The sequence below is a fragment of the Neobacillus sp. 19 genome, from assembly GCF_049463095.1.
In the GTDB taxonomy this organism is placed as follows: Bacteria; Bacillota; Bacilli; order Bacillales; family Cytobacillaceae; genus Neobacillus.
In genome coordinates, this window is the sequence record NZ_JBMPZU010000052.1 from 33,291 (window position 1) to 46,951 (window position 13,661).

The 13,661-nt window shown below is 38.1% G+C and carries 13 protein-coding genes, 1 pseudogene and 1 riboswitch; of the genes and pseudogenes, 1 reads left to right on the forward strand and 13 read right to left on the reverse strand.

Annotated elements, in window-relative coordinates; genetic code table 11:
- The first annotated feature begins 37 nt into the window (after positions 1-37).
- Positions 38-286 carry a ferredoxin gene (locus ACO1D1_RS16245; RefSeq protein ID WP_098574836.1) on the forward strand — a complete coding sequence of 83 codons (249 nt, stop codon included), beginning with the start codon at positions 38-40 and terminating at the stop codon, positions 284-286.
- A 110-nt stretch (positions 287-396) separates the two neighbouring features.
- On the opposite strand, the gene ACO1D1_RS16250 is transcribed toward ACO1D1_RS16245, so the two are convergent.
- From ACO1D1_RS16250 to ACO1D1_RS16310, 13 genes and pseudogenes are all read right to left on the reverse strand, one after another.
- Entirely contained in the window at positions 397-984 is a 588-nt protein-coding gene (locus tag ACO1D1_RS16250) for an ECF transporter S component (RefSeq protein ID WP_149870833.1), read from the reverse strand.
- Positions 985-1,146: 162 nt separating this feature from the next.
- Positions 1,147-1,282: riboswitch (FMN riboswitch) on the reverse strand.
- A 135-nt stretch (positions 1,283-1,417) separates the two neighbouring features.
- Positions 1,418-2,164 carry a peptidoglycan DD-metalloendopeptidase family protein gene (locus ACO1D1_RS16255; RefSeq protein WP_149870834.1) on the reverse strand — a complete coding sequence of 249 codons (747 nt, stop codon included), beginning with the start codon at positions 2,162-2,164 and terminating at the stop codon, positions 1,418-1,420.
- Between the two features lie 176 nt (positions 2,165-2,340).
- Positions 2,341-3,534: a hypothetical protein gene (locus tag ACO1D1_RS16260; RefSeq protein ID WP_423336475.1), complete on the reverse strand. Its 1,194-nt coding sequence runs from the start codon at positions 3,532-3,534 to the stop codon at positions 2,341-2,343.
- Positions 3,509-4,061 (reverse strand): annotated as a pseudogene (gene sigX, locus ACO1D1_RS16265) (RNA polymerase sigma factor SigX). The gene ACO1D1_RS16260 and the pseudogene sigX overlap by 26 nt, the downstream one beginning before the upstream one ends.
- 200 nt (positions 4,062-4,261) lie before the next feature.
- The gene (locus ACO1D1_RS16270; RefSeq protein WP_149870837.1) at positions 4,262-6,040 is read right to left on the reverse strand and encodes an ATP-binding protein; all 1,779 of its coding nucleotides are present in this window, start codon (positions 6,038-6,040) and stop codon (positions 4,262-4,264) included.
- Positions 6,037-6,753 carry a response regulator transcription factor gene (locus ACO1D1_RS16275; RefSeq protein ID WP_149870838.1) on the reverse strand — a complete coding sequence of 239 codons (717 nt, stop codon included), beginning with the start codon at positions 6,751-6,753 and terminating at the stop codon, positions 6,037-6,039. Before ACO1D1_RS16275 ends, ACO1D1_RS16270 begins: the two co-directional genes overlap by 4 nt.
- Before the next feature lie 197 nt (positions 6,754-6,950).
- Positions 6,951-8,132, reverse strand: a complete 1,182-nt coding sequence (ccsB, locus tag ACO1D1_RS16280) for a c-type cytochrome biogenesis protein CcsB (protein ID WP_149870839.1) — start codon at positions 8,130-8,132, stop codon at positions 6,951-6,953.
- The gene (resB, locus tag ACO1D1_RS16285) at positions 8,133-9,758 is read right to left on the reverse strand and encodes a cytochrome c biogenesis protein ResB (RefSeq protein ID WP_149870840.1); all 1,626 of its coding nucleotides are present in this window, start codon (positions 9,756-9,758) and stop codon (positions 8,133-8,135) included. It abuts the gene before it with no gap.
- A 23-nt stretch (positions 9,759-9,781) separates the two neighbouring features.
- Positions 9,782-10,306 (reverse strand): thiol-disulfide oxidoreductase ResA, encoded by a 525-nt coding sequence (gene resA, locus ACO1D1_RS16290; protein ID WP_149870841.1) that lies wholly within the window; start codon positions 10,304-10,306, stop codon positions 9,782-9,784.
- A gap of 98 nt (positions 10,307-10,404) precedes the next feature.
- Positions 10,405-11,142, reverse strand: coding sequence for a 23S rRNA pseudouridine(2605) synthase RluB (rluB, locus tag ACO1D1_RS16295; protein ID WP_149870842.1), 738 nt, complete (start codon positions 11,140-11,142; stop codon positions 10,405-10,407).
- Between the two features lie 195 nt (positions 11,143-11,337).
- Entirely contained in the window at positions 11,338-11,874 is a 537-nt protein-coding gene (locus ACO1D1_RS16300; RefSeq protein WP_149872747.1) for a spore maturation protein, read from the reverse strand.
- Between the two features lie 7 nt (positions 11,875-11,881).
- Complete coding sequence (locus tag ACO1D1_RS16305) at positions 11,882-12,469, reverse strand: nucleoside recognition domain-containing protein (protein WP_149872748.1); 588 nt, start codon at positions 12,467-12,469, stop codon at positions 11,882-11,884.
- Positions 12,462-13,607: a D-alanyl-D-alanine carboxypeptidase family protein gene (locus ACO1D1_RS16310; RefSeq protein ID WP_423336476.1), complete on the reverse strand. Its 1,146-nt coding sequence runs from the start codon at positions 13,605-13,607 to the stop codon at positions 12,462-12,464. The genes ACO1D1_RS16305 and ACO1D1_RS16310 overlap by 8 nt, the downstream gene beginning before the upstream one ends.
- Positions 13,608-13,661: the final 54 nt, after the last annotated feature.

The following is a 13,661-nucleotide window of genomic DNA, read 5'->3' on the forward strand; positions in this document are numbered from 1 at the left end:
AACTAATTATTGTTATTTAACTGGGAGGTTTTTTTTCATGGCAAAGTACACGATTGTTGATAAGGAAACTTGCATCGCATGTGGTGCATGTGGCGCAGCAGCACCAGATATTTATGATTACGATGATGAAGGCATTGCATATGTAACTCTTGACGATAACGAAGGAATCGTTGAAATTCCGGATGTTTTAATCGATGACATGATGGATGCATTTGAAGGATGCCCAACGGATTCAATTAAAGTTGCAGACGAAGCATTCGATGGTAACCCAACAAAATTCGAATAATCTTTTTACCCATGTAATATTCTTAAGCTACTAATCCCCGTCTTTTCAGACGGGGTTTTTACTTTATAAAATAAAAAGTAGCAGGGATAAAGAAATTCCCTGCTGCTTTTTTATGCACTTTTTACAGTTGTTGATAATTTTTTAATCCATGCCTGCAACCGAATAAACAACAGCATAAAGATAACAGACATCATGATACCTTTTAGAATATTAAAAGGCAGGATTGCCGGTACCACTAAATTACGCATATCTGGAAAACCCATGAGAACTGTGTAGGCTGGTAATATGAAGAAATAATTTAAAATGCTCATTACAACGCCCATTATTACGGTCCCAGCGATTAATCCAAGGGTCATTCCCTTTTTAGTCCTGAGTTTGTTATAAACAAAATAAGTTGGCAGGATAAAGACAATTCCTGCTAGGAAATTGGCAATATGGCCTACAGGAATACCGGTTTGGCTTCCTGTCGCTATATAATTTAGAATATTCTTAAATAACTCTACTAATATTCCTGCTATCGGCCCGAAAATTAAAGCGGCAATCAATGCAGGAATGTCACTGAAATCGACAAACAAAAAATTAGGGAATAGCGGCAGCGGGAAATTTAAAAGCATTAATAGGTAGGCTATACTGCTCAACATCCCAATTGACACATACGCTTTTACCGATATTTTCTTCGTTTTCTTCATTTCTTTCATCTTCCTCTCTCCTTTTTTGATCCATCGCATAAGGAAGAGAGGTTCAGCCAAAAGACGGCCCAAGTATATAAAAATCCCTCAAGACAAATCGCTTGAGGGATTTTACAAAGGCACGCTTAATAAACGTTCGATAAATCAACATTTTTTGAACGTCTGCAGAACCTCCATCTTCTCCCATCCAGACTATACTGTCGGCTTTGGAATCGCACCAAATCCTGCCTTATAAAGGCTCGCGGGCTCATGGAGCATTGCTCCAAATACCGCCGATCGGGAATTTCACCCTGCCCCGAAGATAGATCGATATTAAATTACAACTTTATTATACTAAAGAAATTCTTATTTGTTAAGTATAAGGTTTCCTATGTTCTTTAATTGTCACTTTTCTAAAAGTAAAAAAATTCCCGCTGACAAATGCCAACGGGTTTCTAGGATATTATTGAACAATTAACGTTTGATTTGGCTTAATGAGATCAGTTGTCAGATTGTTTATTTGTTTAATTCTTTCTACAGAAGTATTTTGTTTTCGAGCAATAGCGGATAGAGTATCCCCTTGTTTAACAGTATATTTTACAGTGTTAATTTGCGATGTACCGCCATCCATATGCGGCAGGCTGTTTGCTGCTAAGACATGATTTCCAATACTTGCAATGCCTCCTTGGACGAATTCACCGACATCTGCCTTACCCAAAATCTTTTCTGGGTTCAATGCATATTTCTTATCATATCTCCATTCTAATTGATGAGTTTCAAAATGAAGATGGGTTCCGGTAGCTTGTCCAGTCCTTCCCATTTTTCCGATTACATCACCTTGTTTAACCGTTTGGCCAACTGACACTATCCGTCTGTTTAAGTGAGCATAAACCGTTACAAAATTACTGGGATGTTTAATAAAAATCACATTACCATATGTATTAGAATAGTAGGACTTGACAACCGTTCCATCATCAACAGCCAGCACTGATGCGTCCAATTTTCCAGCAATATCGATTCCTTTATGTTTTCCTTGCCTTGTTCCATATGTATCGGAAATGACACCGTCTGCCGGCCAAATCCATTGTTCATACATTCTCTTAGATTCTTGAACACCCGCTGCCTCCGAATGTTTACCTCCTAAAAATAATAAGCTTACACAGAGCGCCATAATAATGGCAATTAAAAATCTTTTAATATAATCACGCATTCTTTTTATATCCTCCTTAATATATCTTGTCCTCTCCTCCACACCATATGTGCATTGGTTCACGTTTAGACCACAATGCACAACTGAGAAGAGACCTAAGCATAGTTGTTATAATTTGGAGACCTTTGCTATTTTATTCATAAAAAAAAATCAACCAGGTTGGTTGATTTAAAGAATCAATCTATATTCTGCAAATTTGGCGCTAATGGAACCTTCTGCTCTAATGATAAATCAAATGGACCGATATGTGGGAGCACAGAATCCTTAACTACTACTTTTTCAAGTCCAAATTCCTTTGCTGTCATTAGTAATGACTCAAAAGAAGTTGTTGTCTGCTGGTTGTCTTGCAGACTAGTATTTCCCTTTAATGATACATATAATGTTTTATCAATGACAGACACATCGTGTAATGGGAGCAGGGGCTTTAGTGAACTCTTTAATCCCAATTGCGGCTGATCTGACTTCATTGCTTCAATCGCCTGATTAATATCGTTAAATGTTTCTTTAGTGGTTGTTAAATATGGAATTTCACTACCTTCAGGATAATAAAATAAAAAAGCATGTTTTGTTTCTTGAACAACATCTAATTCGTTCATCGACCCATAATTCCCAAGTTCGATTCCCGGTACACCATTGGTAGAAAATTTAATTTTCTTAATACTGCTGCTATTAGAGGCTATGTCCTTTTTTAATATATTTAAAAAATTGGTTTCGGTGGCAGCCCCTTGTCCATACTGATGGTCGGCCGGAACATCAACCAAGACAGTGTTTGTTTTTTCATCTAGCACCATCGTCACCTTTAAGGGATAGAAGTCTGATAACCCCCATTCCGCTTCTTTTAAATTTTCCATGTTCTTGGTATATACAGTAAGCCAAGATTGCTCCTCGGTATCATTGATAATTGTGGAAACTGGTATAAGTATTTGCGCTTGCGGATCCGGAATCCAGTAGGTAAATACCTTACCGCTTTCTACATCGGCATCATAAACAGCCGTTTTTATGCTTCCGCCTTTCGCTAACTCCGTCTGTGCCGTTCCCGTATATGCTTGTTCTTTTGATGAAGCATCTTCTTTCTTTAGAAGAATGTTCGAATCCTTGTCAGCAACTGCTATTTCTTTGGTTGCTGATGATTTTTCCTCTGTTGTTTGATCAAAGGAGATATTTGTCCCATCCATTAATTTTGGGGCTAAGATAAAAAATAGAAGTAGTGCAGCCACTGCAGCGATGCCCGGGAGCAGCCAAGGTTTCCTTTTACGCTTTTTTAAAGAAAGATTTTGGTAAATGTCACGAGGATCGCGATGATCTTGTATTCTTGGCATTTGCCTTAATAATTCTTCGAGCTCTCTATCGCTCCACTCTGACTTTTTCACTAGTTAATCCCTCCTTTTCAAAAAACATTTCCATATGCTTCTTTAAGACCTTTAAGGAGCGGTGCTGTGTAGTTTTAACCTTACTTTCCGTCCACCCTAAAGCTTGGGCTGTTTCCGAAATAGATAAATCATGAAGGTATCGTAAAATGATAACCGAACGCTGATCCAGTGTGCAAAATTCAAGACATTTATAAATCCATCTAATTTCTTCGTTTTGTACGGTTATTTCTTCTGGAATTGGATACTCATCTTTTACTTGATTGGTAGACCAATCAAATTTTTCGAGTATTCTATCCTTCCACCCCTTTTGTTTACGGAAAAAGTCTATAGCTACATTTCTTGCAATCGAAAACAGCCATGTTTTTTCACTGCTTTTTCCTTCAAAACGATGATAGGACTTAAATACCCGAATAGACACTTCCCTGGACAAGATCTTCAGCTTGTTCTTTGTTTCTAACCATATAAAATAGAAATTGAAAAACGTCATGATGATATTTTTGATATAGCTCATCGAAAACGGAGTCCATCAATTCCCCTCCCCGTTCATTAATATTAGTCGATGTATATGTATAAAAAGTTTCACCCTTTTAAATATAGACTTTTTCGAGGCAAAAAGAAAGGTATTTATTGGGAACTGTCGGTTAAATACAAAGAAGCTCATCGATGAAAGATGAGCTTTACATTGTTCCTTGTGAATCAAGAACAATCGTCAAAATACTTAGTTTTTTTACTTTTTTCGTGGGAGAAGAAAGGAAAATGTCGTTCCCTTATCCATTTTACTCTGAACGGAAATATGACCGCGGTGGGCATCAATAATATTTTTTACAATTGCCAACCCTAAGCCTGTACCAGCTCTTCCCCTTGTTCTAGCTTTATCTGCTTTATAAAAGCGTTCAAACACAAAAGGCAGATCTTCTTCTGGGATTCCAGAGCCGGAGTCTTTAACTTCCATCCTTATTCCCTTGTCTTCGGAGGCTACCAATAAAGAAACTGCTCCACCCCTTGGTGTATGCCTTATCGCATTATCAATTAAATTTGTCAGAACCTGTTCAATACGATCCGGGTCAAATACAAACGTCGAAACTCCATTTTCAATCTCCGCATGTAATTTGATTTCTTTGTCTCTTGCCAATCCCTGAAATTTATGGATAATCCGATTAATAAAAGGTGAAAGATTTACATCTTCCATCGATAGATGAATATGTCCCGCTTCCATACGGGCAAGATCAAGCAGTTCATTTACAAGGCGGCCCATACGCAATGATTCATCATAAATGACCTTTGCCATTTCTTTTTTCTCTTCTTGTGATTCCGCAATGTCATCTACGATTGCTTCACTGTATCCTTGTAACATGGAAATAGGCGTTCTCAGTTCATGGGAAACATTCGCTATAAAGTCTTTTCTCATTTTATCTAATTGTCTTTCCTCTGTCATGTCCCTTAATACAGCTACTGCTCCCCGAATAAATTGATTGCTGTACAATGGGCTAACCAAAATGACCCAATGACGGCCTTGAAGAGAAATTTCACCAATCTGCTCTTTTTCTGTATCTACCGCCTGCTGAAAAAGTTCCATTACTTGTGAAGGAATTGACTCGGAATCAGAACTGAATCCCCCTTTTTCATAATACCAATATTGCAGAAAGCGATCAGCCGGTGGATTGGTTATTAAAATTGTCCCATCTCGATTAAAGGTAATTACCCCATCCGCCATACTGCTCAAGATACTGGCCAGCTGTTCTTTTTCCTGACTAAGGGCATTCATATTGAACTTTAATTGTCTGCCCATCTGATTAAAAGCCGTTGCCAACTCCCCGATTTCATCATGAGTAAGGATTGGGACCTTTGTATCAAATTTCCCTCGCGCCACCTCAAATGCCGCTTCTCTCATTTTCCTTAACGGGGCTGTAATTCTTGTCGATAAAAAAAAGGCAAAGATGGTTGTAAGAATAATGGCAACACCAGCAACAAGCAAAATAAATTTGGTAGCGTTATGCGAAGTTTCTTGCATTGCTTCTAATGACTGATAAATAAATACAGCACCATTTTTTTCACCTGGAAGATGCAATGGCACACCAATAATGGAATAATTGGCATCCTGATTACCGTTATTTATCGAAAGGTCGGAAACCTTTTCAACGGTTTTATTGTTGTAAAATATTTGAGCCAAATCTGGATCATTTTTAATATCCTGAATCGACAATTTCTTTGCCTTTTCGGTATTTGGGGAATAATAGACTTCATCTTCATTTTTAACAACTACTACTTTTGTTACTTCATCGACAAATTCCCAGGATATTTCTAAACCAAGTGATAATGTATCGGGATGCTCTTCCAAAACATAGGCAATTTTTTCAGCCGTATTGGTTAAAGCCTTTTTTGTTTGATCAATGTTATAGTTTTGAAAGAATTCTAGCAGCATGACTGTTAAGATAAATAGAACAAATGAAACTAATAAAAGGATGGTAAACCAAAGTTTACCTACAACGCTTCGTAAAAAGGTCATTCATTTACAACCTCGAATTTGTAGCCGACTCCCCACACTGTTACAATCATACTCGCAGCTTGCTCTGACACCTTGTTTAATTTTTCACGGAGACGTTTTACGTGTGTATCCACTGTTCGTAAATCTCCGAAAAATTCATAATGCCAAACTTCTTTCAACAATTGTTCCCGATCGAACACTTTATCCGGTGCCTTTGCCAAGAAATAAAGCAATTCATACTCTTTAGGCGTTAAGCTTACTTCCTTGCCATTTGCACTCACCCTGTGTGCATCATTATCAATTGTTAAATGAGGGAAGACAATAACATCCTTTGTAGTTGTTTCTGTTTGCAAATAGGTTGTTTGTGATGCCCTTCTTAATAATGCTTTTACTCGTAGGACCACTTCCCGGGGGCTGAATGGTTTAACAATATAATCATCCGTCCCGACTTCAAAGCCCTGAACTCGATTTACCTCTTCTCCCTTTGCTGTTAACATAATAACAGGAGTAGCCTTTTTCTCTCTTAATTCACGGCAAACCTCAATGCCATCCTTACCCGGCATCATTAAGTCAAGTAAAATGACGTCATAATCATTAGTAAATGCTTTTGCTAAGGCTTCATTTCCATCCTCTGCTTCATCGATTATATAATCTTCGCGTTCTAAATACATTTTTAATAAACGGCGAATTCTTTCTTCATCATCAACAACTAAAATTTTCACGTCTTTTTCCATTAATAATCCCCCCATGAAGTTTATTGTACAAAATGGTATTGTATTTTTCTATATTTTCACGGTAAATACTCTTTTAAAAAGTGTCAAAAATTTGACAACGCCAATTTATTAGATAGTTTACCGTTTTATTATGTTTTAAAAAAGCCCTCACTTATAAAAAAGTGAAGGCTATATAATTTGTTTCCTATCCAAGTCATTTACCCGGCGTAAGAATGCAGACCAGCAATAACCAGATTAACGGCAACAAGGTTAAACATAATGATGACAAAGCCTATTACGGCAAGCCATGCCGATTTTTCGCCATGCCAGCCTTTTGAGAGTCGGAGATGCATAAAAGCGGCATAGAACAACCATGTGATGAGTGCCCAAACCTCTTTTGGATCCCAGCCCCAAAATCTTGACCAGGCCATTTGCGCCCAAATCATTGCAAAAATAAGTGCCCCTAGCGTAAATACAGGGAAACCGATTAACACTGAGCGATAGCTTATCTCATCAACAAAGTCGAGTTTAATATTTTTTACAAGCGGCTGAAGTGCTGCTGCAATCCTCTTCCTTAAGATTAGCCTAATAGCACCATAAAGTAAAATCCCTGCTAGTAAAGACCATACAACTGTATTTAATTTTTTGGCATTAATAATTGCAGGCATCTCAATGATTGGCTTAAATCCGTCTTTTGTCAGTAATTCTCCTTCATTAGGGCCAGTAATAGCAGGCATCTTATATTCTACAACGGCTTGATTACTATTCTTATCAATCCAATTGAATTTCTCATGATAACCCATGCCTGAAAATACGGAGGATACAACAACAAAACCAAGTACCACAACCAATGAGAACATAACCGCTTCAAGCCAAAAGGTTCGTTTGCTCGATCTTGTCTGATCAATTGCCTTTACTAGATAGATAAGACCTGCTGCAAAACTGATGGCCAGAATCGCTTCCCCGATTGCTGCAGTGGTAACATGGATATGAAGCCAATAACTTTGCAATGCCGGTATTAACGGAGAAATATCCTTAGGAAACATACTTGCATAAGCAATAACAAGGATTGCTACAGGCATGGTAAATAGTCCGAGTAAAGTTGTCCGGTAAATAAAATAAAGAACGATAAATGCACCAACTAGAGCCATTCCGAAGAATGTCGTAAACTCAAACATATTACTTACGGGAGCATGTCCTGCCGCAATCCATCTGGTGATAAAATAACCAAGCTGTGAAATAAAGCCGACGATCGTTAAAAATACGGCAATAGTCCCCCATTTGTTGGTTCCTTTCTTTTCATTTCCCTTCTTCGCTTTAATTGATCCACCATAAAATAGTGTTGCAACTAAATAAAGAATAAAAGCGATAAATAATAAATTACTGCTTAAATTTGCCAACTAGATGCCCTCCTTATCCGCATGTTCCCTTTGAAGCTGATCTTCTGGAATATCAAGCTTTGTATCATGAAGTATCGTATTAAGTTCCTGTTTTAATCCGTACCAGTTTTTATTTGTATGGGCAGCAACCCAAACTTGGCCGTTCTTCTTTTGCACCCAAATTCTCCGATGGTTCCAATAAGCACCTTGAATGACACCAATCATAAAAATGATGCCTCCTAAAATGAACGCCCATAAGGATGAGTCTTTACGAACAGTGAAACCTGAAACATTTTTCGTATCTATCCCTTTAAATGCCATTTTATACGTATTATCACCGAACGGCTCAATCGTTTGCTTAATGGCAACAAAACTCGTTTCAGGTTTTGCAGTATCAGGTGAAGTCATCTCAAAAACAAAGGCAGGATTATTGGGTGTACGCGATTTCGTAGAAGGTTCCCCATTCTTGTCAAATTCAAAGTCCGGAAAATAATTTAATATCCTGACAGAATAGCCATTCCCCAAATCATATTTAGCCTTTGGATCTTCCAGGGAAATTTGAACCTCACCAAATGTCTGATTTGTATCTTTATTTGTTAGCAAAAAAGTCATCGCCTTGAGCTCACTTCTATATGAGGATTGGAAAACGGAGTAACCATCAAAGGACAACGGATGATTCACTCGAATCTTATATTCCTTAATCTTTTCTAATTTAGGCTCCTCACCCGGAAGGTTTTCACTAACACGTTCGAATAAAACAACGTTCGATTGATAATTCTTAACAACATCACCAGCTTGCTCAAGCGCTTTTTCGAACGTTTTATCTTCATTTTTATCATAGTGCTGCAGAATAAATTGGTTGTTCTTAATGTAGAAGCGTTCACCTGTTTCCGGTACGACAGAAGTTTCACCTTCTTTTACCCATAAGTTCTCATTCACATAAAAACCAGGGATAAACCGAAGCATTCCGCCAAATAAGAAGATAATTAGGCCCACATGGTTTACATAGGGACCCCAGCGGGAAAATCGGCCTTTTTCAGCTAATAAATCACCATTTTCTTCGCGAACGTGATATCGTTTTTCCTTTAGGTTCTTTTTGATGGTGAGAAAATCTTTTTCATCGACGGTCTCATTCACACCAAATACCCTTTGACGCTTTAAAAACCCTTCATGTCTAGTGACTCTTTGTGCCTTTAATGCCTTATATAACGGAACAACCCTGTCAAGACTGCAAATAACAAGGGAAATACCGATCATGGCAATTAATAATAAATACCACCATGAGCCGAATAAATCATGAAATCCTAACTGATAATATAAGTTGCCAAACCAGCCATATTCTTGTTCATAGTACACATCCGCCGGCAAGTTTATATACATTTCCTGCGGCAGAATGGTTCCTACTATGGAGGCAAGCAATGTAATGATAATCAGCCAAACACCTACCTTTACCGACGAAAAAAAATTCCATATTTTATCAATAAAGGTTTTGCTATACGTTTGTGAGCGCCTGGCACTTCCCTCATACCGCATATCAAGAAGTTCTTTATTATTTCGATCCTGTTCATCCAGCACTTTACCACAGGCTTCGCATAACACGGTTCCATGCGGATTTACATGCCCGCATTCACATTTTACATCTTTCATTGTAAAAAACTCCCTACAATCCCTTATGGTTTTATTTTCTCCATAAACTCCTTAACCTTATATTCCGTGAGTTCGCCGGTATAATATTCTACCACCTTGCCGTCTTTATCAATTAAAAATGTTGCAGGCAGAAGATCTACACCATAAACATTCATCACTTCTTTATCCTTGTCAATCATGATCGGGAAATCCAGCTTGAGACGTTCAGCAAATTGATTAACCGCAAGTTCAGTATCCTGTATATCGACAGACACGACTTGTACACCTTGATCCGTATACTGATGATATTGATTATTGATATAAGGCATTTCTTTCTTACAAGGGGGGCACCAAGTTCCCCAGAAGTTTAAAAACACTCCTTGCCCGCGATAGTCAGAAAGGCGGTGTTTATTTCCTTGCATATCGACCAAGGCAAAGTCAGGAGCCGCATCCCCCACCGCAACCTTTTGTTTGTTATCTTTTGTAAGATTAGAATAAAGAGAATAACCAACCGCAGCAGCTAAAATAAGTAAAATAATAGTCCTTATGACAAGTCGCCGTTTCTTCATAAAAAAACCTCCCGTACATAACACGACACAGTTCGTCTTAAATTATAGCATTTTCCAATACTTACATAGTGTTAAGGTAAGTAGCAATTGTGACGATTTTATGAATTTTTCTTTGGTTTATCCATAGCAAGAGCTCTCAGCTGCTTTACTTCGTGTGGAGTCAATTCTCTTGCCTCACCGGTTTTTAACCCATTTAATGTTAAGAAACCATATCGTTCACGCTTTAATTTCAGAACCTCATTTCCGATCGCTTCGAACATCCTTCTCACTTGCCTGTTTCGGCCCTCATGAATGGCAATTTCAACAATCGCTGTTTGCTTCTTTTTATCTACCGATAGCAATTTGACCTTCGCAGGGGCTGTCTTTCCATCCTCAAGACGGATTCCTTTTTCCAATTTTCTCAAGTCTTCCTTTAAAGGAATTCCTTTTGTTTTCGCGACATACACTTTGTCGATTTCATTTTTTGGGTGCATCAATAAATTAGCAAACTCGCCGTCATTTGTTATTAGCAGCAATCCTGATGTATCATAATCAAGACGGCCGACCGGGAAAATTCTTTCCTTAAACTGCGAAAAAAAATCAGTGACAACCTTCCTGCCTTTGTCATCGCTGACACTTGATATAACTCCTCTCGGCTTATATAAAAGGAAATAAACGGGTTCCTCTTTCTCAATTTGGATTTCATTTACCTCTACCTTATCTGATGGGGAGACCTTTATACCCAGTTCAGTAACAACTTTGCCATTCACTTTTACTCTGCCTTCTTTAATCAACTCTTCGGATTTTCTCCTTGAAGCAATACCCGCCCGGGCTATTACCTTTTGTAATCTTTCCATTTTTTCACCTCAAAATTTTCCGGATATATTGAAAACCTGACCTTAATAGAAATATTTCCTATTTAGTAAGGGAGCATTTCATTATTCTATCCTCATGAATTATGACACAATTTCTCCACTTTTCAAAGTAACGGCTATTATTTTATTGAAAAAATAAAAAAGTATGTTCCTAATGGAACATACCCTAGCTTTAAACTATTTAGTGCCAAAAATAAAACCAACTATGATAATAGAAACGATAATTCCTACCACATCCGCAAGGAGTCCTACTTTTAGGGCATCACCCATTTTTTTAATCCCAACTGCACCGAAATAAACGGTTAATACATAAAACGTGGTATCGGTACTTCCTTGCAAGACAGATGCAAGCCGACCAATGAAAGAATCAGGACCGTAAACGGCAATTAAATCACTGGTCATTCCCAGCGCAGCTGTTCCCGAGATTGGCCTAATAATAAGCAAGGGAACAATTTCTGCTGGTATTCCCATCGTCGTCATCAAAGGCCTAATCCAATTCATCAAGGCATCTAATGCACCGGACGCACGAAAGATTGAGATGGCAACTAGCATTCCGACCAGGAAGGGAATGATAGAAACAGCTATTTTTATTCCTTCTTTTCCCCCTTCAACAAAGCTTTCATACGTTGGCACCCGCTTAAATGTGCCATATAAAAGAATAAACCCAATTAGCAAAGGAATAAAAGTCAGTGAAATAGTTGAGATTAACCCCATAACTTCATCATCCTTTTCTACTTCTGCGATAATAGAAATAACGGTCAATCAGCACTGCCCCTATTGCTGAAAGGATCGTTGCAATGATAGTAGGCACTACGATTTCTGTTGGTGATGCAGAATGATAGTTCATCCTTATAGCAATAACCGTAGTGGGAATAATTGTAATACTTGCAGTATTGATGGCTAAAAAGGTAACCATAGATCTGCTTGCTTCATTTCTCCCTCCATTTAATTTCTTTAGTTCCTCCATCGCCTTGATTCCCAGGGGGGTTGCAGCATTTCCTAAACCAAACATATTCGAAATCATATTAGATAGGATGTAGCCCATCGCCGGATGTTTATGGGGAACTTCAGGAAATAAGATTTTTACCAGTGGACGAAATAACTTTGACAGTTTTTCGAGGAGCCCGGACTCTTCCGCAATCCGCATCATTCCAAGCCAGAAAACAAGAACACTAATGAGACCGATACAGAGTGTGACCGCTTCTTTAGCACCATCGAAAACTGCCTTATTTACTTCTCCTATTGTCCCGTTAAACAGCGCAAATACAAATCCAATGATCATCATACCTACCCAAATGTAATTAACCATTGCCATTCACACCGACAATCGAAAGAAAAATTTCCTTTACAAAATCAAACAGACTCTTTTTCTTTTTTTCTTGAACTTTTTGGAAATAAATAGGTTCCTCCTGAACAACTTTTCCATCCAAATATACAGCTGCTTTTCCAACTATTTCTTCATTTTTCGAAACGATCCATTTTTTCTTAGATTTATTTAATTTCAATTTAACAGAAAACAAATTCATTTCATTATTAGTGGCGGGGTAAACAATTGATTTTTTTACATACAAAACACCTTTATAATATTGGGTGTTTGCTGCATCGATTTTCCCCTTTGCAACCACTTCCGCCATATCATATTCTTTAAACCCGCCTTCATACATAGATATATGGTCATTCCAATCATCCGGGCCGTTTAAAGTTACAGCAATTAAATTCATATCCCCTTTTGTGGCTGTCGTGACAAGCGTTCGTTTTGCACGTTTTGTATAGCCGGTCTTTCCGCCAGTAGTATACTTATATTTTGTTAGGAGGCGATTTTTGTTTTTCCATACCCTGTCCCAATTTTCTGTTGGATTCGGTGCTTTATATACCTTTGTCCCTGAGATTTTTTGAAAGGTTTTGTCTTTCATTGCATAGCGCATGAGGATGGCCATATCATATGCCGTAGAATAATGATTTTCATGATCATCAAGTCCATGTGGATTGGAGAAATGGGTATTATACATCCCAATTTCCTTAGCCTTTTGATTCATTAAATAGACAAAGCCATCTAAGCTTCCTCCCACCTTCTCGGCAATGGCCACAGCAGTATCATTACCAGACCGCAGCATTAAACCATAGACAAGATCGTTAAGCTTAATTTCTTCGCCAGGTTTTAAATAAACCGACGACCCTTCGGCACGAGTCGCTTGTTCGCTCACTTTAACTGTTTGATTCAATTTCCCCGATTCAATCGCAAGAATCGCTGTCATGATTTTAGTTATGCTAGCGATTCTTCTCTTTGTGTGTGCATCCTTCTCAAAGAGAACTCGTCCAGTTTTCTGCTCTATTAGCACAGCGCTTGCTGCACTTACCCCAGGAGAAGCATCAACCTTTTGAGGAATGTTAACCATAAATAGTGAGACCACGAGGGAAATTGTTAACAGTTTTGATTTCATTCTCATCCGATCAACCTCGTCTCCTTCTTAGCAATCTATCTTATTTAGCCTTGTACAATT